Genomic DNA, 19123 nt, shown 5'->3' with positions numbered 1-19123 from the left:
GGTGCCAAGTCGACGAGAAACCCGGGTGACGTCGGTCGCCCGGGTTTCGTCGTTTCCGGCCGGCGGGCGGTGGGCGGTGGATGACGGCGGCGGGTGGTGGCAGCGGGTGCCGCGCGCGGTGGCGGCGGGTGCGGGTGGCGGCGGGTGCGGGTGGCCGCAGCGGCGGCGGGCGGGCGGCGGGTGGTGGCGGGTGCGGGTGGCAGCGGCGGCGGGTGGCCGCAGCGGCGGCGGGCGGGCGGCGGGTGGTGGCGGCGGCGGGTGGCAGCGGCGGCGGGTGGCAGCGGCGGCGGGTGGCGGCAGCGGCGGGTGGCGGCAGTGGGTGGCCGCAGCGGCTGCGGCGGGTGGTGGTGGCGTGGCGGCAGTGGGTGGTGGCGGCGGGGCGCCGGCAGGGGGATCGGGGAGGGTGGTGAGGCCGGGACGGCAGGTCAGCCCGGCGGGCGCGGCACACGCTTGCGTTGCAGGGGGTCGCGGGTTAAGCACGGGACCAGCCGCCGTCCCGTAGAAAAGCATGATTTTGATCTGGAAAAGAGTGAGGCCCGCCTGGAGTGGGCGGGCCTCGAAGCGCGAGAAAAGCTACTGCTGGTGCTTGCGGCGGGCTGCGGCCCGGCCACGGACGGTCTGGTCGAGTTCGACCTTGCGGATGCGGACGGCGCTCGGGGTGACCTCGACGCACTCGTCCTCGCGGCAGAATTCGAGGGCCTGCTCGAGGGAGAGTTTGCGCGGCGGGATCAGCTTCTCGGTCTCGTCGGCGGTCGACGAGCGCATGTTGGTGAGCTTCTTCTCCTTGGTGATGTTGACGTCCATGTCGTCCTGGCGGGAGTTCTCGCCGACGATCATGCCCTCGTAGACCTCGGTGGTGGGCTCGACGAAGAGCTGGCCGCGCTCCTGGAGGTTGGTCATCGCGAAGGCCGTCACCACGCCGGAGCGGTCGGCGACGAGGGAGCCGTTCTGGCGGGTGCGCAGCTCGCCCACCCACGGCTCGTAGGCCTCGAAGAGGTGGTGCATGATACCGGTGCCGCGGGTCTCGGTGAGGAACTCGGTGCGGAAGCCGATCAGGCCGCGCGCCGGGACCAGCCACTCCATGCGCAGCCAGCCGGTGCCGTGGTTGGTGAGCTGCTCCATGCGGCCCTTGCGGGTGGCGAGCAGTGAGGTGATCGCGCCCATGTACTCGTCGGGGGCGTCGATGGTGAGGCGCTCGACCGGCTCGTGGACCTTGCCGTCGACGACGCGGGTGACCACCTGCGGCTTGCCGACGGTCAGTTCGTAGGACTCGCGGCGCATCTGCTCGACCAGGATCGCGAGGGCCAGCTCGCCGCGGCCCTGCACCTCCCAGGCGTCCGGGCGCTCGGTCGGCAGGACGCGGAGCGAGACGTTGCCGACCAGCTCCTTGTCGAGGCGGTCCTTGACCATGCGGGCGGTGACCTTGGCGCCCTTGACCTTGCCGACCATCGGTGACGTGTTGGTGCCGATGACCATCGAGATGGCCGGCTCGTCCACCTTGATCAGGGGGAGCGGGCGGGCGTCCTCGGCGTCGGCCAGCGTCTCGCCGATCATGATGTCCGGGATGCCGGCGACGGCCATGATGTCGCCGGGCCCGGCGCTCTCGGCGGGCTTGCGCTCCAGGCCCTCGGTGAGCAGCAGCTCGGAGATGCGGACGTTGGCGACGGTGCCGTCGGTCTTGCACCAGGCGACGGTCTGGCCCTTGCGGATCGTGCCCTCGTGGACGCGGCAGAGCGCGAGACGGCCGAGGAACGGCGAGGCGTCGAGGTTGACCACGTGCGCCTGCAGCGGGGAGCCCTCGGTGTAGGTGGGTGCCGGGATGGTCTCCAGGATCGTGGTGAACAGCGGCTCGAGGTCGGCGCTGTCGGTGGGGACCGCGCCGTCGGCCGGCTGGTTCAGCGTGGCGATGCCGTCGCGGGCGCACGCGTAGATGATCGGGAATTCGATCTGGGAATCGTCCGCATCAAGATCAAAGAAGAGAGCGTACGTGTCATCGACGACCTCCTTGATCCGCGCGTCCGGCCGGTCCACCTTGTTGATCACCAGGATAATCGGCAGGCGGGCCTGCAGTGCCTTGCGGAGCACGAAGCGGGTCTGCGGCAGCGGGCCCTCGGACGCGTCCACCAGCAGCACGACACCGTCGACCATGGTGAGGCCGCGCTCGACCTCACCGCCGAAGTCGGCGTGACCCGGCGTGTCGATGATGTTGATCGTGACCGGCTCGCCCTCGGCGGGCTGGTAGCTGATGGCGGTGTTCTTGGCGAGAATGGTGATGCCCTTTTCCCGCTCCAGGTCCATGGAGTCCATCACGCGATCGGCCATCTCGCCGCGCGCGTGAGACTGTCCGCCCTGCCGGAGCATGGCGTCGACCAGGGTGGTTTTGCCATGGTCGACGTGAGCGATGATGGCGACGTTGCGGAGGTCGGTGCGGGTCTGCATACACCCATTGTCGCCGGTTGTCGTTGCCGTCCGGGGCGCGGGGTCAAGACCGGAATCTTGGGACCTTTTGGGGTTTTTGCGGGTCAGCGAAGATCCACTAGCTGCTGTTAGCGTGCGTCATCGATGTTTTACGGGGGAGGTTTGCATCGATGGGTAAGCGGATCTTTGCGGCGGTTGTCGCGCTGGTCATAGCCGGTGGGTGTGGTCTGGGCGGTAAGGATCCGGCGCCGGTCGCGGCGCCGCTGCCGTCGTCGCCGTCACCCTCGCCGTCGGAGACGCCTTCCGAGGAGCCGATCGAGGAGCCGACCGCCGAGCCGACGCCGTCGAAGACGAAAACTGTGACGAAGAAGGCCAGTCCGACGCCGACCGAGGACCCGAACAACTTCGTCGAGCCGCCCTGCTCCGAGCACAAGGGCACCGAGGTCTCGAAGAAGAAGGTGAAGGCGGCGCTCAAGGACGCGGCGGGCCGGATCTACTGGACCAACGAGGCGCCGACGCTGAAGCTGAACTATCCGCTCGTCAAGGCGATCTCCTGGCACGAGAGCGGCTGGACCAGCAACATCTACAACTGCGACGGTGGCGCTGGTCTCATGCAGGTCATGCCGGGCACCGTGGACATGATCAACCAGCGGTTCGGTTTGACGTACGATGCCACGAAATATCAGGACAATGCCCGGGTTGGGGCTAACTACCTGGCCTGGTTGACCCGGTACATGTCGCAGAAGGCGTATGCGGAGAAGACCTACGACCTGAGCACTGCCAAGTGCAAGACGCACTCGTCGTGGTGCCTGCTGAACCTGGTCATCTCGGCGTACCAGGCCGGCCCGGACGCCGTGCTCGCCAACGCGGACAGCAAGACGCTGCCGAACCCGGAGTACGTGGACTCGGTCCGCGCGCTGATGAAGTCCTGCTACTGCGACCGGTACTGAACGGGCCGGTCTCCGAGCCCCCGGCCCTGCGAGCTACACTGGCATTTGAACCCGAGACCCCCACGTGGAGCCGTTTTGACCCGCTGGTCACGGCGATAGTAAGGTCTCGGGGTTGTCGTGTGTCGTTGATGCTGGCGAGCTGCGTGTTCGGCCCGTGCAGCTCACCCTAAGGAGCCCTACTCAATGCCGCCCAAGAAAAAGACTCATGAGGTAACCCTCGCGCTTGAGGCGGGTAACGCCGCGATGGTCGACCTCGGTAAGATGCTCGGCCCGACCGGTGCGAACATGCGCGCCGTCAAGGTGGAGTACGACGAGGCCACCTCGAAGAACCGTGGCGAGATCATTCCGGTCATCGTCTCGGTCTACGAGGACCGCAGCCACACGCTGGTCTACAAGACGCCGCCGACGAGCTTCCTCATCAAGAAGAGCCTCGGCATCCCGTCCGGCGCTGCCAACCCGCTCACCACGACCGTCGGCACGCTGAGCGCCGCGCAGGTCAAGGAGATCGCGGAGCGCAAGCTGCCCGACCTCAACGCGAACGACCTCGACGCCGCCATCCAGATCGTCAAGGGCACTGCCCGGTCGATGGGTGTCAAGGTCGCCTGAGTTCCCAGCGCGACGACGGCCCCGGGTTACTGCCCGGGGCCGTTTCGTTTGGGTGCGACGTCCTGGTCTCATCCTGGGCCGTTTCGCTTGGGTGCGACCACCTCGTCGATGAGGCCGTATTCGAGGGCCTCGGCGGCGGTCAGCGTCCGCCCGGTGGACAGGTCGTCCTCCACCCGGCTGCGGGGCTTGCCGGTGACCTCGGCGAGCCGGAGCACCGCCTCCTCGAGCTCACGCAGGTGCTGCCCGGCAGCCGCGGCCACCTCGTCGGCCGTGCCGGTCACCCCGGCCGCCCGAGGCTCGGCCAGCTTGAACCGGGCATGCCGATATGCCGCCCGCCGATCCGCCGCGGCCAGGACCGGCAGCACCGCACCGCCCGCCTCCGACGTCACCACCGCGTGCACCGGAGCGGTCAGCGAATCGATCACGTCGATGATCGACAGGGCCGCGCTCAGGTCGCCGCCGGGGCTCGCCACGTGCAGGTGGACCGCGTCGGGCCCGGCCGAGTCGAGTGTGAGCAGTGCCGCCGCGATCCCGGTCGCCGTCTCACCGGTGAGCTGGCCGCGGAGCATCACGATCCGCTGGTCGAAGAGCCGCTCCTCGAGCCAGCCCGGCAGACCGGCCGGTAGCGGCGGCGGCCCCCAGTCGGGCTGCTGGTGCGGCGGCGGGAATCCCCAGCGGGACGGATCGTGTCGTTGCTGCACGCGTTCCAGCCTAACTTCGAAACGCGCCGATAACGCGGAGCCGCTAGGGTCCGGCCATGCGAGGGCCCCGGCGCCGGTCCGCCCTGCTGGCGCGGCTGGCGGAGCGGCCGCCCGGCTGCCCGCAGAGCGTGATCCTCGACGAGCTGCGCGGGATCATCCTGCAGGGCGAGGTGCCGCCCGGCTCGGCGATACCGGTCGATGCCGTGGCGACGGCGTTCGGTGTGAGCCGGATCCCGGTCCGTGAGGCGCTGATGACGCTGATCGGCGAGGGCCTGGTGGACCACCGTCCGAACGGGGGCTATCGGGTGGCGATGCTGACCGCCCGCGAGTTCGGCGAGATCTACCTGGTCCGGGAGGCGCTGGAGTCCGCGGCGCTGCGTGCGGCGGTGGCCGGTGCGACCGAGGAGGACGACCAGCAGGCACGGTCCGCGCTGCGTGCTCTGGACGCGGCGATCGAGGCGGAGGACGGCGGGCTCGCGTACCACCGGGAGAGCCGGCGGTTCCACCTGTCCCTGATCGAACCGTGCCGGATGGGCCGGTTGCTGCACATGCTGGGCGCGGCCTGGAACCTGACCGAGCCGCTGCGCCCGATGTCGCATCTGAACGGCGCGGACCGGGAGCTGCTGCATTCCGACCACGCCGGGATGCTGGCGGCGTTCCTGCGGCGGGACGCGGACGGGCTGTCCCTGGTGTGCGCCGGCCACCACTCCCGGCTGCAGGACTTCATCTCGTCATTGCCGCAGGACCGGGGGCTATTCGCGAACGAGTGACCGGATGTGCTCGACGATCGCGCGCCGCCCGGCCCGTGCCTCGGGCACCGGGAGCAGCGGATAGTCGTGCAGCGCGCCGGGTACCTCGACATAGGTCATCCCCGGGATCTTCTCGCGCAGCGTCCGGCAGTCAGCCATCGTGATGTCCCGGGTGCCGACCAGCACCTGCATCGGTGGCAGCCCGCTCAGGTTCCCGTAGATCGGGCTGAGCCTCGGATCGTCGAGCGCCAGCCCGCCGGTCCACGCGTCGGCGATGGGACGCAGACCGGGACGCGCCAGCCACGGGTCGTGCGGCTCGATCGCGTCGATGCCCGGATTGGACATCGTGAGGTCAAGCCACGGCGCGATCAGCGTCATGCCCACGACGTTCTCGGAGGCCTGCGCCGCCAGCAGTGCCAGCCCACCGCCCGCCGAGTCACCGGCCAGGTAGACCGGGCGGCCCAGGTCACGGATGGCCTTCGTGACGAACTCCAGCGCCTCGAGACCGTGGTGCCGGGGCGCCAGCCCGTAGATCGGCACGTGCACGTCACAGCCGGTGTGCCCGGCGATGTGCCCGATCAGCGACCAGTGCTGCCGGACGATCTCGCTGGTGTACGCACCTCCGTGCAGATAGACCACCACGGGACGGTCCGCGCCGGCGCCGGACCGGACCCGGTAGACGTCGAAGCCCCACACGTTCTCGCGGGTCACCTCGAACCGCTTCGTCAGGAACGACGGCGGAGCGGCGGAGCCCTTGGGCCGGGCGAGAGTGCGGTGCCCGGCCGCCTCGGTCACGAACCTGCGCCGGTACACCAGGCGGGTGAACCCCGCGACCACACTCATCTGCCAGCTCGCCATGGCTGCAAGATATACAGTTCCGCTCATCCGGGTGAAACAGCGGATTCCTAGCGTGACGCCATGGCCACCATCCCCGGCAAGCATCACGAGGACCTGGTCGAAGCCGCCGGCATGCCGGTCGGTAGCGGCGTCAGCAAGTCCGGATACGATCCCCGGCTCACCAACGAGGACCTCGCACCGCTGAAGAAGCAGCAGTGGGGCTCCTACAACATCTTCGCGTTCTGGATGTCCGACGTGCACAGCGTCGGCGGATACGTCACCGCGGGCAGCCTCTTCGCGCTGGGCCTGTCCAGCTGGCAGGTGCTGATCTCACTGGTCGTGGGCATCACGATCGTCTACTTCTTCTGCAACCTGGTGGCCAAGCCGTCGCAGGTGACCGGCGTGCCGTACCCGGTGATCAACCGGGTGGCCTTCGGTGTGCTGGGCGCGAACGTGCCGGCGATCATCCGCGGGTCGATCGCGGTGGCGTGGTACGGCATCCAGACCTACCTGGCGTCGGCCGCGCTCGACGTCGTGGTCCTCAAGCTGTGGCCGTCCCTGATGCCCTACGCGGACGTCAACCAGTACGGTTTCCTGGGACTGCCACTCCTGGGATGGTGTACCTACGCCCTGCTCTGGGTCCTGCAGGCCGCCGTCTTCTGGACCGGCATGGAAACAATCCGCAAATTCATCGATTTTTGCGGCCCTGCCGTATATGTCGTGATGTTCCTTCTCGCCGGGTATCTCATCGCCGAGGCCGGCTGGAGTGCCATCGACCTCAACCTGGGCGAGGTCGAGTACCACGGCCTGGACGCGATCCCGGTCATGCTCGGCGCGATCGCCCTGGTCGTATCGTATTTTTCAGGACCAATGCTGAATTTTGGAGACTTCTCCCGTTACGGGAAGTCGTTCAAGGCCGTCAAGCTGGGTAACTTCCTCGGCCTCCCGGTCAACTTCCTGATGTTCAGCATCCTGACCGTCGTCACCGCCAGCCTCACCGTCCCCGTCTTCGGCGAGCTGATCACCGACCCCGTCGCGACCGTCGCCCGCATCGACAGCACGTTCGCGATCGTCCTGGGCGCCCTGACGTTCACGATCGCCACGATCGGCATCAACATCGTCGCCAACTTCATCTCACCGGCGTTCGACTTCTCCAACGTCAGCCCGCAGCGGATCTCCTGGCGCGCCGGCGGCATGATCGCCGCGGTCGGCTCGGTGCTGCTCACACCGTGGAACCTCTACAACAACCCGGACGTCATCCACTACACGCTGGAGACCCTCGGCGCCTTCATCGGGCCCCTGTTCGGCGTGCTGATCGCCGACTACTACCTGGTCCGCCGCCAGCAGGTCGACGTCGACGCGATGTTCACGATGTCGCCGACCGGCCGCTACTGGTACCGCAAGGGCTACAACCCGCCCGCCGTCATCGCCACCGCCGCCGGCGCGATCATCGCGGTGATCCCGGTGCTGTGGACCGGCGGGCCCGGCATGCACGAGATCGCCAAGTACAGCTGGTTCATCGGCTGCGCCCTCGGCTTCGGGGTCTACCTGAGCCTGGTGAAACGACGCTGATGCGCATCAAGGTCGTCAACCCCAACACCACGGCGTCGATGACCGCGCTGATCGAGGAGAGCGCCCGGGCCGTCGCAGGCCCGGGCGTCGTCGTCGAGGCGGTCACCCCGGCCATGGGCCCGGTCTCCATCGAGAGTCACTACGACGAGGCTCTCGCGGTCCCGGGCCTGCTCGCGGAGATCGCTCGCGGCGACGCCGACGGTTACGTCATCGCCTGCTTCGGCGATCCGGGCCTGGATGCGGCACGCGAGATCGCCGCCGGCCCGGTGGTGGGCATCGCCGAGGCCGCGATGCATGCGGCAACGTTTGTCGGTCGCGGTTTCAGCGTGGTCACAACCCTTGGGCGTACGCGAGGACGCGCTCTCGACCTCGCCCACCGCTACGCACCCGCCGGAGCCTGCCGGGGAGTGCACGCCTGCGAGATCCCGGTCCTCGCGCTGGAGGACGACCCCACGGTGCTGCCCCGGGTCGTCCGGCTCGCCCGTCAGGCCCTCGACGACGACGGCTCCGACGTGATCGTCCTCGGCTGCGCGGGGATGGCCGGCCTCTGCGCCGACGTCTCCCGCGAGCTCGGTGTCCCGGTGATCGACGGGGTCACCGCCGCCACGGCGCTCGTGCAGTCCCTCGTCACACTGGGTTTGCGCACGTCGAGGCGGGATGAGTACGCTGCCCCGCCGGTCAAACGGTTCTCCGGAATTCTTTCCGGCTTCATGCAACCCCGGTGAGGGTGGGAGTCGTCAGGGAGGCGTGAGAGCGAAGGAGGGGCTCGTGTGAAGAACGAGCGTGATGAGCAATTCCACCACTTCGTGGCGACCCGGCGAGCCGGGCTGGTGCGTACGGCGACTCTGCTCACGGCGGGCGACGCCCACCTCGCGGAGGATCTGGTCCAGTCGACCCTGACCAAGCTGTACGTCGCCTGGCCGGCGTTCCGGCGGGCCGACAACCCGGACGGATACCTTCGCCGGGTACTGGTCAACGCGCTGACGGACGAGCGGCGGCGGTGGTGGCGGCGCCGGGAACGGCCGATGGCCGAGGTTCCGGATCACGCCGCGACGGAGATCGTGGGTACTGAGGTGGCGGACGGGCTGCGCGCGGCCCTGAGTCAGCTCCCACCACGGATGCGTGCCGCCCTGGTGTTCCGGTACTTCTACGACCTCGACGTCGCCGACACCGCCGACGCCCTCGGCTGTTCCGAGGGAACGGTGAAGAGCCAGACCGCGCGGGCCCTGGAGCGGCTGCGCACGGTCATCGGCCTGAACCCTTCCGTCGCACTGCGCTGACCTGGAGAAAGACGATGAACAACCTGTACGACGGGCTGGAGCGGATCGCCGGCCCGGCCACCGAACCAACTCCCCAGCAGATCGAGGCCGACCTGGCCCGGGGCCGCGGTGCCCTGCGCCGCCGCCGGGTCTTCCAGTCCGCCGCCGGCTCGGCGTTCGCGGTCGCCGCGGTCGCCGCGGCCTTCGCGTTCGCCACCAGCGGCGGCGCCGTCCCGGCACCCGGTGCCACCCAGCCGCAGGCGGTCGCCCCGGCCACCACGACCGCCGACGCGGCGGGCGGCCCGTCGATCGAGCTGGTCTCCTACAAGGGTGAGCAGCCGAAGGGCTTCATCCTCGACAAGGTCCCGGACGGCTGGGAGGTGCAGGGCGTCGACGCGGGCGTGCTGACCCTCGCGCCGATCGGCATCGCCGACCAGGAGATGCACTCCTTCGCGGGCAAGGTCGCCGTGATGCTCCAGTCGGTCGACGAGCACGGCGCCCCGAACGGCAAGAAGGTGAAGGTCGGCGAGTACACCGGCTACCTCGGCAAGTACGAGGACCAGACCACCGGCTTCAACCTGCTCGTCGACCGCGGCTCCGAGCCGCGCCTGCAGGTCCAGGTCTGGGACGACCTCGGCTGGACCGGCGACCAGGTCGTCGAGTTCGCCGCCGGCATCACCGTGACGAAGGACGCCCAGCCCGGCCACGGCTGAGCCACCCGCCCTTCGAAGGAGTGGGAGACCGGAGCGATCGCAGCGCCCCGGTCTCCCCGCCCATGTCTACCAGCCCGGCGCTTCTGCCCCGCCCCGCAAGCCGCGTCCTCCGCCGCGACGGCTGGCGGCGCCCCTCGTTGATGGGTGTACTATCTAGTCTGTCTAGATGGGGGGTGCTTCATGATCTGGCAGGTGCAGGAGGCGAAGCAGCGTTTCAGTGAGGTGCTGCGGGCCGCTGAGACCGGTGAGCCGCAAATCGTCACCAAGCACGGTGAGGAGGTGGCGGTTCTCATCGACATCGATTCCTACCGGCGGTTCCACGGGCAGCAGGTCGGGCTGATGGAATACCTGCGGGCAGATCCCGTCGACGACCTGGACCTCGACTCGGTGATCGAGCGATCGCGGGAGCAGCCCCGTGACATCGACCTGGTCGGCTGATCGTGGCCTTCCTGCTCGACACGAACGTCGTCTCGGAACTTCGTAAGAGTGCTCCCCACCCGCGGGTCGCCGAGTGGCATGCCGTGCACTCTGATGCCATCGCCTACCTCAGCGCGCTGGTGGTCGGGGAGATCAGGCGTGGCATTGACCGGCTCCGGCCTCGCGATCCGAAACAGGCTGAGGTCCTGGAGCGGTGGCTGACCGGGCTGACAAGGGCGTATTCGGAACGGCTCCTGCCCGTGACGGCCCGGGTCGCCGAGGAATGGGGGCGGATGAGCGCCACCGGGACGCCGCCGCCCGTCATCGACGGCCTGATGGCGGCGACGGCGCGCGTCCACGGCCTCACCCTCGTCACCCGCAACACCGCGGACGTCGCCCGCACCGGCGTCCCGGCCGTCAATCCGTTCGACTGACCGGCGGCCGCCGGCCGGGCGACCACTCCAGCGGCGGCGGCCGGCGGGGCGGCCACTCCAGCGGCGGCGGCCGGCGGGGCGGCCACTCCAGCGGCACCGGCTGGCTGAGCGGCACCGGCTGGCTGAGTGGCGCAGGCCGACTGAGCGACGGCCGGTGTGGTGACCGCCCCGCGCCGGCTGGCTGAGCGGCGCCGGCTGGCTGAGCGGCACCGGCCGACTGAGTGACGGCCGGTGTGGTGACCGCCCCGCGGTGGCTGGCTGAGTGGCGCCGGCTGGCTGGCTGAGGGGCGGCCGGTGCGGTGACCGCCCCGTGGCGCGTCAGGCGCGCTGTGGTCTGGAGTGGCAGGTGGTCGCGGGTCTGGAAGAGGCAGGACGCGTAGCGCGTACCCTAGAAGTGGCTTTTGCCCAACCTCTCGCGTCTCCGTCCGCTTTCCAGGGCGACCTCGCGATGGAGCTTGCGCCAGCTGGCCAGGCGGCGTGGTGGCAGGGTGCCGTCGGACAAGGCTGCCTGGACGGCGCAATCGGGTTCGGACTCGTGGGCGCAGTCGTCGAAGCGGCAACTGGCGGCCAGGGCGGTGACGTCGGCGAAGGCTCGGTCGAGGCCGGCGGCGGTGTCGAGGAGGCCGACGCCGCGGATGCCGGGGGTGTCGAGGACGGCGCCGCCGCCGGGGATCGTGATGAGGTTGCGGTACGCGGTGGTGTGGCGGCCCTTGCCGTCGGCGTCGCGGATGGCCTGGACCGGCATGACGGTGGCGCCGGCCAGGGCGTTGGCCAGGGTGGATTTGCCGGCGCCGGAGCGGCCCAGCAGGGCGCAGGTGCGTCCGTGGGTGACGTAACGGCGTAGCTCGTCGACGCCGGTGCCCTCGCGGACGCTGACCGGCAGGACCGGGACGCCGGGTGCGATGCGGGACAGCTGGCGGGCTATCGCGCCGGGGTCGCTCGTGGTGTCGGACTTGGTGAGGACGAGGACCGGGTCGGCGCCGGACTCGAAGGCGAGGGCGAGGAGGCGTTCGACGCGGGCGTCGTCGGGTTCGGGATGGATGGGCTCGACGACGGCGACGGTGTCCATGTTGGCGGCGAGGACCTGGCCGGTGGAGTCCTTGTCGGCGGTGCGGCGGATCAGCTCGGTCCGCCGTGGCAGCACCACCTCGAGTGTGGTCCGCCGGTCCGGCCAGCGGCGCAGCACCACCCAGTCGCCGGCGCAGGGTAGTAGTGCCGGGTCCTTGGCGGCGTCGAGGAACGCGCTGCCGCCCAGGCCGGCCCTGGTCACGCCGTCGGCGGTGAGGACCGTGCTGATGCCGCGGTCGGCGCGCAGGACCCGCCCGGGTGCCGCGTCGGAGCGGTCGAAGGGACGGTACGAGGATGCGAAGGTCTCGTCCCAGCCCAGCTGGGACAGGTCGTACGACATGGGAACCCTTTACGAGTCGAGGAGGACAGCGGCAAACCCGGTTACCGGGTGACGGCCCCCTGGTGAAGGGACGCGGACATCTCGAACAGCACGTTCCTCACCTCCCCCCCGCGGGTTCGATCGATCGCGTCTGGCAACGACGGTACGTTCACCCTCACCGGGGCGAAAGTGATTTCCGCTAGGGTCGGTGCTGTGACGATCGACCCGCTTGTTCTCATGACGGACGTCGAGGCCGCGACCGAGGCGCTGCTGCGGACGGCGGAGGGTCTGGACGACGGCGCGGTGGCCGAGCCGTCCGCGCTGCCCGGCTGGACGGTCGGGCACGTGCTGACCCACGTCGCACGCAACGCCGACGGCATGACCAACCTGCTGACCTGGGCGCGCACCGGGGTGGAGACCCCGATGTATCCGAGCCCCGAGGCCCGCACCGCCGGCATCGAGGCCGGCGCCGCCCGCCCCCTCGCCGAGCAGGTCGCCGACATCCGCGACGCGCACGAGCGCTTCGCCGACGCGGCCGCCGCGATGCCCGCCTCGGCCTGGGCGGTTCAGCTGCCACCGATCGGCCAGTCCGCGGCCGGGGTGCCGTGGGCCCGGCTGCGCGAGGTGGAGGTGCACCACGTCGACCTCGCCCGCGGTTACACCCCCGCGGACTGGCCGGACGCGTTCGCCCTCCGCCTGCTCCGCGAGATCGTCACGGGCGCTCGTGACGACGCCCCGGCCATGGTGCTGCGTCCGTTCGGCCTCGAACATCCCCTGGTCATCGGCTCCGACGACGGCCCGGTGATCGGCGGACCGACCAAGTCGATCGCCGCCTGGCTGGCCGGCCGCGGCGACGGCGCCGACCTGACCGTCTCGCCGGACGGCGAGCTGCCGACTCCCGCGAGGTGGAAATGAGCGAGTACACCGGCGACGTGACCCGCGGCGGCCCACCCGCGGTCCGCGATCTGGGCGGCGGGCTGACACTGCGCAAGGTCTCCGTAGGCCCGATGGACAACAACGCATATTTCCTGACATCTGGGGATCAGGAGTTGCTGATCGACGCGGCCAACGACGCCGCGACACTGCTTGACCTGGCCGGGTCGCTGCGGACTGTGGTCACCACCCACCGTCACCAGGACCACTGGGTCGCGCTGAGTGAGGTGGTTGCCAAGACGGGGGCGCGGTCCCTCGCCCATGAGGATGACGCTCCGGAGATCCCGGTTGCTACGGAGACCCTCCGTGACGGCGATGTGGTCACGGTGGGTGAGCACAGTCTTGAGGTCATCCATGTGGTGGGGCATACGCCGGGGTCGATCGTGCTGGCCTATCAGGAGGCCGGGGGCCGGGCGCATCTGTTCACCGGTGACAGCCTGTTCCCGGGCGGGGTGGGCAACACGCGCGGTGTCCGGAAGAACTTCGAGTCGCTGATCAACGATGTCGAGCGGAAGCTGTTCGATCGCTTCGGGGACGACACGTGGTTCTATCCGGGGCACGGCCGGGATTCGACTCTCGGGGCTGAGCGGGGGTCCATCCCGGAATGGCGGGCGCGAGGTTGGTGAGTTTTTCCGGGGGTACGCGGAGCGTGCTCGGGGCCTACACATAACCCGCGACCACGTGCGTGACCAGGCCGCAGGGCGGCTTGCGCGCCACCGGGTGGCCAGAACCGGTCGTGTCTACCGGTCACCGCCAGGGTTCCTGAGGTACCTCTCGAAGGTCGACGCGTTCTGCCAGTTCTCACGGTTCGCCACCCGGTCGCCACCGGCGGGCCGGCGGGGTTGGCGCCCTCGTAGGCGTGCACGGCGCTGTACTGACGCGGTGGGCGTGCGCCGGCCAAGGTCCGCGGCCGGGGCACACCGAGGCCGGGAGTGAAGTGCACTCCGTCGGTGCGAAGCTCCACCTCCAGCCGGTCGATGACCTGGGCCGGAGCGGCCGCGACGCGCACCATTGCTCATCCCTGAGTCCTCGCGGCTCATGGCCGACCGTATCCGGAGACGGATGGTAGTAGGAACGGCACCGGCGGAGCTGCCGGTGGCTGACGGAACCGGCGGTTTGAGGCGGCCGACATCCGGGGTGACCGGGGGGTGCCTGAGGCGGCCTTGACGGGGTGTGGTGGGGGGCTCTGGCACAATTCAGCCGGTGCGTGCTGCGGAAGAAGTGGTCGAGGTGCCCGTGGCTGTCGCGGAAGGTGTGACCGAGGCGCCGGTGCGCGGGTGGCGGCGCAGGATCGATCTCTGGGTTCTGCTGGGATATCTGGCGCTTGCCGTGCTGGTGCTGATCCAGCTCTGGATCGATCCCAACGGGCGGGTGCTGGCCAGCAACGACGATGACCACGGGGTCTTCCTGTTCGTGCTGGCGCACGCCGAGCGGGTGGTGTTCGACGGGGCCGCGCCGTTCTTCACGGATCGGCTGAACGCGCCGGTCGGCGTGAACATGATGGCGAACACGTCGATTCTGGCTCTCAGCCTGCCGCTCGCTCCGGTGACGCATTTTCTCGGCGGTGGGGTCTCGGTGGCGATCCTGCTCACCGGTGGGCTGGCCGGCACCGCCTTCGCCTGGTACTGGGTGCTCTCGCGGCATCTGGTGAGCTCGCGGCTCGCGGCCTGGATCGGCGGCGCCTGGTGCGGGTTCGCGCCGACGATGGTGTCGCACGCGAACGGGCATGTGAACTTCGTCAACCAGTACGTGGTGCCGTTCATCGTCTGGCAGGTGCTGCGGCTGCGTGAGCCGGGGCGGGTGGTGCGCGGCGGGGTGATCCTCGGGCTGCTGATCGTGCTGCAGTGCTTCATCAACGAGGAGACGCTGCTGTTCACGGCGCTCACGCTGGGCGTGTTCGCGGTGGCCTACGCGGCGATGCGCCCGCGCGAGGTTCTTTCGTACGGTAAACGCTTCGCCGCCGGGCTCGGTGTCGCGGCGCTGACCGCGGGTGCGCTGCTGGCGTACCCGCTGTGGTACCAGTTCTTCGCACCCGGCAACTACCACGGGCAGCCGTTCGCGCCGACCGAGTACGTGACCGACGTGGCCTCGCTCGCCGGGTTCGCGCGGCAGTCGCTGGCCGGGAACGCCGCGCTGACCCGGCAGATGAGCGTCAGCGCGACCGAGGACAACACGTTCTTCGGGCCGGTCGGGCTCGTGATGATCGTGGTCGCGGTGGTGATGCTGTGGCGGGTCGCGGCGGCGCGGGCGGCGGCGATCGCCGGACTCGTGCTGCTGCTGATGTCGATGGGCCCGCAGCTGCGCGTGTTCGGGTACGACACCGTTGTTCCGCTGCCGTTCGGCCTGATCAGCCACGTGCCGATCATCGACCTGGTGAGTGTGACGCGGTTCGCGATGGTGCCGGCCACGATCGTGGGTGTGCTGCTGGCGCTGGCCGCCGACCGGATCCCCGCGTACCCGGAGAGGCGCCGGCGGTGGTTCTGGATCGGGATGGTGTGCGCGCTCGTGCCGCTGATCCCGAAGCCGCTGCCGGTGGTCGAGGGCGACCCGATGCCGCCGTTCATCACCGAGGGCACCTACCGGGAGTACGTGGCGGGCGACCGGACCCTGGTCACGGTTCCGCTGCCGGAGGTGACGACCGGGCGTACCGGTATGCGCTGGGCGACGCTGAACAACTTCGACTACGCGACGCCGCGCGGCTATTTCATGGGTCCCGCCGACGCGCCGCGCGACCACACCGGATCCTGGCACGCCCCGGCCACGTTCACCTCCGACCTGCTGTGGCGGGTACGCGAGTACGGCGTCAAGCCCGTACTGACCGCCGCCGATCGTGCACAGATCATCGACGACCTGGTGTACTGGAGGGCGGGTGTGGTGGTGCTCGTGCCGGGCGGCCGCAACCCCGAGGTGCAGCGGGCCACCCTGGTCGAAGTGCTGGGTGAGCCGCGACTCGTCGGCGGCGTCGAGATCTGGGACATGCGGAGCTTGCCGGTCCCCCCGAAGGGGTAGTCCGTTCTGCGGGAATGTCCGGCATGTGAGAGGCGCTGCACCTAGGCCGACAGAAATTGTCGTACCCCGTGGCTAGAGTGTCCGCGGCTCTGCTCTACTCAAACACTTGTACGGAGAGGCTGATTGTGGCCGACCGACTGACCATCCGTGGCGCCCGCGAGCACAACCTGCGCGACGTCAATCTCGACCTGCCCCGAGACGCCATGATCGTCTTCACCGGGCTCTCCGGTTCGGGCAAGTCCAGCCTCGCCTTCGACACGATCTTCGCCGAGGGGCAACGGCGCTACGTCGAGTCGCTCTCGGCGTACGCGAGGCAGTTCCTCGGCCAGATGGACAAACCCGACGTCGACTTCATCGAGGGCCTGTCCCCGGCGGTGTCGATCGACCAGAAGTCGACGAACCGCAACCCGCGCTCGACCGTCGGCACCATCACCGAGGTCTACGACTACCTGCGGCTGCTGTTCGCCCGCGCCGGGATCCCGCACTGCCCGGTCTGCGGCGAGCGGATCAGCAGGCAGACACCGCAGCAGATCGTCGACCGCGTGCTCGCGATGCCCGAGGGCACCCGGTTCATGGTGCTCGCCCCGGTCGTCCGAGGCCGCAAGGGTGAATACGTGGACCTGTTCGCCGAGCTCCAGGCCAAGGGTTACGCCCGCGCCCGGGTCGACGGCACGGTGCACCCGCTGACCGAGCCGCCGAAGCTGAAGAAGCAGGAGAAGCACACCATCGAGGTGGTGGTCGACCGGCTCAGCGTGAAGGCGAGCAGCAAGCAGCGGCTCACCGACTCGGTGGAGGCCGCGCTCGGCCTGGCCGGCGGCATCGTGCTGCTCGAGTTCGTCGACCTGGCCGAGGACGACCCGGAGCGCGAGCGCCGCTTCTCCGAGCACCTGGCCTGCCCGAACGACCACCCGCTCGGCATCGAGGACCTCGAACCACGGGTGTTCTCCTTCAACGCGCCGTACGGCGCCTGTCCCGAGTGCAGCGGCCTCGGGACCAAGAAGGAGGTCGACCCCGAGCTGCTCGTCCCGGACGAGGAGGCCACACTCCGCGACGGCGCGATCCAGCCGTGGGCCGGCGGCACCACCCAGGAATACTTCCTGCGGCTCCTGGAGGCGCTCGCCTCGGCCGAGGGCTTCTCCCTGGACGCGCCCTGGCGCGCGCTGCCCAGCCGGGCGCAGAAGACGATTCTGTACGGCGCCGAGGACCAGGTCCACGTGCGCTACCGGAACAAATACGGGCGTGAGCGCTCCTACTACACCGGCTTCGAGGGCGTGGTGCAGTGGATCGAGCGGCGGCACACCGACACCGAGAGCGACTGGTCGCGCGAGAAGTACGAGGGGTACATGCGCGACGTCCCCTGCTCGGTCTGCGGCGGCGCCCGGCTCAAGCCGGAGGTGCTCGCGGTCACCCTGGCGGGCAAGAGCATCGCCGAGGTCTGCAACCTCTCCGTCGGCGAGTGCGCCGAACTGCTGGGCGCCCTGCAGCTGGACGACCGGCAGGCGATGATCGCCGAGCGGGTGCTCAAGGAGATCAACGCCCGGCTCCGGTTCCTGGTCGACGTCGGGCTGGACTACCTGTCGCTGGACCGGGGTGCCGGCACCCTCTCCGGCGGTGAGGCGCAGCGCATCCGGCTCGCCACCCAGATCGGGTCCGGCCTGGTGGGCGTGCTCTACGTGCTGGACGAGCCGTCCATCGGCCTGCACCAGCGCGACAACCACCGGCTCATCGAGACCCTGGTCCGGCTGCGGAACCTCGGTAACACGCTGATCGTGGTGGAGCACGACGAGGACACCATTCGTACGGCGGACTGGATCGTGGACATCGGCCCCGGCGCCGGTGAGCACGGCGGCCACATCGTGCACAGTGGGACCGTCGAGGGCCTGCTGGCGAACGAGAAGTCGCCCACCGGGGCATACCTGTCCGGGCGCAAGTCGATCCCGGTGCCGGCCACCCGGCGCCCGCAGGTCTCCGGCCGCGAGGTGGTGGTGCAGGGCGCCCGCGAGCACAACCTGCGCAACCTCACCGTGCCGTTCCCGCTCGGCCAGTTCATCGCGGTGACCGGCGTCTCCGGCTCCGGCAAGTCGACGCTGGTCAACGACATCCTGCACACCGTCCTGGCGAACCAGATCAACCGCGCCCGGATGGTGCCCGGCCGGCACACCCGGATCACCGGCATCGAGCACATCGACAAGGTCGTCGGGGTGGACCAGTCGCCGATCGGGCGGACACCGCGGTCGAACCCGGCCACGTACACCGGTGTCTTCGACCACGTCCGCAAGCTGTTCGCGGAGACCGCCGAGGCGAAGGTGCGCGGCTACGGACCGGGGCGGTTCTCCTTCAACGTCAAGGGCGGCCGCTGCGAGAACTGCTCGGGTGACGGCACGATCAAGATCGAGATGAACTTCCTGCCGGACGTCTACGTCCCGTGCGAGGTGTGCAAGGGCGCCCGGTACAACCGGGAGACCCTGGAGGTGCACTACAAGGGGAAGACCATCTCCGAGGTGCTGAACATGCCGATCGAGGAGGCCGCCGAGTTCTTCTCGGCGCTGCCGGCCATCCACCGGCACCTGCGCACCCTGGTCGACGTCGGCCTGGGGTACGTGCGGCTCGGCCAGCCGGCCACCACACTCTCCGGCGGTGAGGCACAGCGTGTGAAGCTCGCCTCCGAGCTGCAGAAGCGTTCCACCGGCCGGACCGTCTACGTGCTCGACGAGCCCACCACGGGCCTGCACTTCGAGGACATCCGCAAGCTGCTGCTGGTGCTCAACGGGCTGGTCGACAAGGGCAACACGGTGATCACCATCGAGCACAACCTGGACGTCATCAAGACCGCCGACTGGCTGATCGACATGGGCCCGGAGGGCGGCCACAAGGGCGGCCTGGTCCTGGCGACCGGCACACCGGAGGAGCTCGCCGAGGTGAGCGAGAGCCACACCGGGCAGTTCCTGCGGCACGTGCTGGGCCGTGAGGGCGAGCCGAAGGGCGCACCGGCGGCGACCGCGCGGGCGGCCAAGGCGAACGGGGCCAACGGCAGCGGCACCCGGGCGCGCACCACCCGGTCCCGTGCCAAGGCGACTGCCTGATTAGTTGAATCAGCAAGTTCTCAGGTAACTCAAAGCTACGATGCCCGGTCGAGGC

Annotated in this window: 18 protein-coding genes; 14 read left to right on the top strand and 4 right to left on the bottom strand. The window is 69.6% G+C overall.

Translation table 11 applies throughout. The features are described from left to right. The first annotated feature begins 80 nt into the window (after positions 1-80). Positions 81-410 carry a hypothetical protein gene (locus tag AB0M02_RS15835; protein ID WP_364226930.1) on the top strand — a complete coding sequence of 110 codons (330 nt, stop codon included), beginning with the start codon at positions 81-83 and terminating at the stop codon, positions 408-410. 163 nt (positions 411-573) lie between these two features. Here the strand turns inward: AB0M02_RS15835 and typA are convergent, their stop codons facing one another. After that, entirely contained in the window at positions 574-2439 is a 1866-nt protein-coding gene (typA, locus tag AB0M02_RS15830; protein ID WP_364226928.1) for a translational GTPase TypA, read from the bottom strand. Between the two features lie 149 nt (positions 2440-2588). On the opposite strand from typA, the gene AB0M02_RS15825 reads away from it, so the two are divergent. Continuing rightward, a complete protein-coding gene (locus tag AB0M02_RS15825; protein WP_364226925.1) occupies positions 2589-3368 on the top strand; it encodes a lytic transglycosylase domain-containing protein in 780 nt (259 codons plus the stop codon). A gap of 183 nt (positions 3369-3551) precedes the next feature. After that, a complete protein-coding gene (locus tag AB0M02_RS15820; RefSeq protein WP_364226923.1) occupies positions 3552-3974 on the top strand; it encodes a 50S ribosomal protein L11 in 423 nt (140 codons plus the stop codon). A 68-nt stretch (positions 3975-4042) separates the two neighbouring features. On the opposite strand, the gene AB0M02_RS15815 is transcribed toward AB0M02_RS15820, so the two are convergent. Next, positions 4043-4675 carry an ATP-dependent Clp protease proteolytic subunit gene (locus tag AB0M02_RS15815; RefSeq protein ID WP_364226920.1) on the bottom strand — a complete coding sequence of 211 codons (633 nt, stop codon included), beginning with the start codon at positions 4673-4675 and terminating at the stop codon, positions 4043-4045. 56 nt (positions 4676-4731) lie between these two features. Between AB0M02_RS15815 and AB0M02_RS15810 the strand changes: the two genes are divergently transcribed. Continuing rightward, complete coding sequence (locus AB0M02_RS15810; RefSeq protein ID WP_364226917.1) at positions 4732-5445, top strand: GntR family transcriptional regulator; 714 nt, start codon at positions 4732-4734, stop codon at positions 5443-5445. Here the strand turns inward: AB0M02_RS15810 and AB0M02_RS15805 are convergent. Beyond that, positions 5428-6282 (bottom strand): alpha/beta hydrolase, encoded by an 855-nt coding sequence (locus AB0M02_RS15805; protein WP_364226915.1) that lies wholly within the window; start codon positions 6280-6282, stop codon positions 5428-5430. The genes AB0M02_RS15810 and AB0M02_RS15805 overlap by 18 nt on opposite strands. A 60-nt stretch (positions 6283-6342) precedes the next feature. Here AB0M02_RS15805 and AB0M02_RS15800 point away from each other — a divergent pair, with 60 nt between their 5' ends. The 6 genes from AB0M02_RS15800 to AB0M02_RS15775 all read left to right on the top strand — a co-directional run bounded on the left by AB0M02_RS15800 (position 6343) and on the right by AB0M02_RS15775 (position 10656). Continuing rightward, positions 6343-7833, top strand: a complete 1491-nt coding sequence (locus AB0M02_RS15800; protein ID WP_364226912.1) for an NCS1 family nucleobase:cation symporter-1 — start codon at positions 6343-6345, stop codon at positions 7831-7833. After that, positions 7833-8558, top strand: a complete 726-nt coding sequence (locus AB0M02_RS15795) for an aspartate/glutamate racemase family protein (RefSeq protein ID WP_364226909.1) — start codon at positions 7833-7835, stop codon at positions 8556-8558. The genes AB0M02_RS15800 and AB0M02_RS15795 overlap by 1 nt, the downstream gene beginning before the upstream one ends. Before the next feature lie 45 nt (positions 8559-8603). Further along, a complete protein-coding gene (locus AB0M02_RS15790) occupies positions 8604-9113 on the top strand; it encodes a SigE family RNA polymerase sigma factor (protein ID WP_364226907.1) in 510 nt (169 codons plus the stop codon). A 14-nt stretch (positions 9114-9127) separates the two neighbouring features. After that, a complete protein-coding gene (locus AB0M02_RS15785; RefSeq protein WP_364226904.1) occupies positions 9128-9805 on the top strand; it encodes a hypothetical protein in 678 nt (225 codons plus the stop codon). A 180-nt stretch (positions 9806-9985) separates the two neighbouring features. Next, positions 9986-10243, top strand: coding sequence for a type II toxin-antitoxin system Phd/YefM family antitoxin (locus AB0M02_RS15780; protein ID WP_364226901.1), 258 nt, complete (start codon positions 9986-9988; stop codon positions 10241-10243). Between the two features lie 2 nt (positions 10244-10245). After that, complete coding sequence (locus AB0M02_RS15775) at positions 10246-10656, top strand: type II toxin-antitoxin system VapC family toxin (protein WP_364226899.1); 411 nt, start codon at positions 10246-10248, stop codon at positions 10654-10656. A 388-nt stretch (positions 10657-11044) separates the two neighbouring features. Here the strand turns inward: AB0M02_RS15775 and rsgA are convergent, their stop codons facing one another. After that, complete coding sequence (rsgA, locus tag AB0M02_RS15770; protein WP_364226896.1) at positions 11045-12064, bottom strand: ribosome small subunit-dependent GTPase A; 1020 nt, start codon at positions 12062-12064, stop codon at positions 11045-11047. 192 nt (positions 12065-12256) lie between these two features. Here rsgA and AB0M02_RS15765 point away from each other — a divergent pair, with 192 nt between their 5' ends. The 4 genes from AB0M02_RS15765 to uvrA all read left to right on the top strand — a co-directional run bounded on the left by AB0M02_RS15765 (position 12257) and on the right by uvrA (position 19068). Further along, on the top strand, positions 12257-12958 hold the full coding sequence (locus AB0M02_RS15765; RefSeq protein ID WP_364226894.1) for a maleylpyruvate isomerase family mycothiol-dependent enzyme: 702 nt from the start codon (positions 12257-12259) through the stop codon (positions 12956-12958). Next, positions 12955-13602: an MBL fold metallo-hydrolase gene (locus tag AB0M02_RS15760; protein ID WP_364226892.1), complete on the top strand. Its 648-nt coding sequence runs from the start codon at positions 12955-12957 to the stop codon at positions 13600-13602. The genes AB0M02_RS15765 and AB0M02_RS15760 overlap by 4 nt, the downstream gene beginning before the upstream one ends. Before the next feature lie 577 nt (positions 13603-14179). Then, on the top strand, positions 14180-15985 hold the full coding sequence (locus AB0M02_RS15755; RefSeq protein ID WP_364226889.1) for a hypothetical protein: 1806 nt from the start codon (positions 14180-14182) through the stop codon (positions 15983-15985). Positions 15986-16110: 125 nt separating this feature from the next. After that, on the top strand, positions 16111-19068 hold the full coding sequence (gene uvrA / locus AB0M02_RS15750; protein WP_364226886.1) for an excinuclease ABC subunit UvrA: 2958 nt from the start codon (positions 16111-16113) through the stop codon (positions 19066-19068). Positions 19069-19123: the final 55 nt, after the last annotated feature.

It is taken from the genome of Actinoplanes sp. NPDC051861 (assembly GCF_040681145.1).
Lineage (GTDB): Bacteria > Actinomycetota > Actinomycetes > Mycobacteriales > Micromonosporaceae > Actinoplanes.
Note: the sequence above shows the minus strand (reverse complement) of the source record. Positions and strands in the feature narration are given on the sequence as shown.

Coding starts and splice junctions, on each gene's coding strand:
- AB0M02_RS15760 (WP_364226892.1), top strand. CDS start 12,955: ATGAGCGAGTACACCGGCGACGTGACCCGCGGCGGCCCACCCGCGGTC.
- AB0M02_RS15785 (WP_364226904.1), top strand. CDS start 9,128: ATGAACAACCTGTACGACGGGCTGGAGCGGATCGCCGGCCCGGCCACC.
- AB0M02_RS15820 (WP_364226923.1), top strand. CDS start 3,552: ATGCCGCCCAAGAAAAAGACTCATGAGGTAACCCTCGCGCTTGAGGCG.
- AB0M02_RS15810 (WP_364226917.1), top strand. CDS start 4,732: ATGCGAGGGCCCCGGCGCCGGTCCGCCCTGCTGGCGCGGCTGGCGGAG.
- AB0M02_RS15825 (WP_364226925.1), top strand. CDS start 2,589: ATGGGTAAGCGGATCTTTGCGGCGGTTGTCGCGCTGGTCATAGCCGGT.
- typA (WP_364226928.1), bottom strand. CDS start 2,439: ATGCAGACCCGCACCGACCTCCGCAACGTCGCCATCATCGCTCACGTC.
- AB0M02_RS15795 (WP_364226909.1), top strand. CDS start 7,833: ATGCGCATCAAGGTCGTCAACCCCAACACCACGGCGTCGATGACCGCG.
- AB0M02_RS15800 (WP_364226912.1), top strand. CDS start 6,343: ATGGCCACCATCCCCGGCAAGCATCACGAGGACCTGGTCGAAGCCGCC.
- AB0M02_RS15780 (WP_364226901.1), top strand. CDS start 9,986: ATGATCTGGCAGGTGCAGGAGGCGAAGCAGCGTTTCAGTGAGGTGCTG.
- rsgA (WP_364226896.1), bottom strand. CDS start 12,064: ATGTCGTACGACCTGTCCCAGCTGGGCTGGGACGAGACCTTCGCATCC.
- AB0M02_RS15805 (WP_364226915.1), bottom strand. CDS start 6,282: ATGGCGAGCTGGCAGATGAGTGTGGTCGCGGGGTTCACCCGCCTGGTG.
- AB0M02_RS15835 (WP_364226930.1), top strand. CDS start 81: ATGACGGCGGCGGGTGGTGGCAGCGGGTGCCGCGCGCGGTGGCGGCGG.